1 protein-coding gene is annotated in these 579 nt (G+C 69.4%); it reads left to right on the top strand.

Annotation, left to right across the window (positions count from 1 at the left end):
• Positions 1 to 579: ribonucleotide reductase barrel domain-containing protein (locus KZQ38_RS35710; protein WP_504739578.1), on the top strand; the 579-nt coding region annotated here is incomplete at both ends.

Below are 579 nucleotides of genomic sequence, written 5' to 3'. Positions count from 1 at the left end.
CTGGGCATCGGCTACGCCAACCTGGGCGCGTTGCTGATGGCCACCGGCCACGCCTACGACTCCGAGGGTGGCCGCGCCCTGGCCGCCTCCATCACCTCGCTGATGACCGGTGTCGCCTACCGGCGCTCGGCGGAGTTGGCGGCGGTCGTCGGGCCGTACGAGGGCTATGCGCGCAACGCCGACTCACATCAGCGGGTGATCCGCAAACACGCCGCGGCCAATGACCTGATCCGCACCTACGACACGAACGACATCGCCGTGCAGGAGTTGGCGCGGCGGGAGTGGCGGCGTGCCGGTGAGCTGGGCGCGGTGCACGGTTGGCGCAACGCGCAGGCGTCCGTCCTGCCGCCGACCGGGACGATCGGTCTGATGATGGACTGCGACACCACCGGTATCGAGCCGGACCTGGCCCTGGTCAAGTTCAAGAAGCTCGTCGGCGGCGGCTCCATGCAGATCGTCAACCAGACCGTCCCCCGCGCCCTCAAATCCCTCGGCTACCAGGCCGAGCAGATCGAGGCCATCACCGAGCACATCGGCGAACACGGCCACGTCGTCGACGCCCCCGGCCTCAAGCCCGAG

The sequence above is a fragment of the Saccharothrix obliqua genome, from assembly GCF_019375475.1.
GTDB lineage: Bacteria > Actinomycetota > Actinomycetes > Mycobacteriales > Pseudonocardiaceae > Actinosynnema > Actinosynnema obliqua.
Note: the sequence above shows the minus strand (reverse complement) of the source record. Positions and strands in the feature narration are given on the sequence as shown.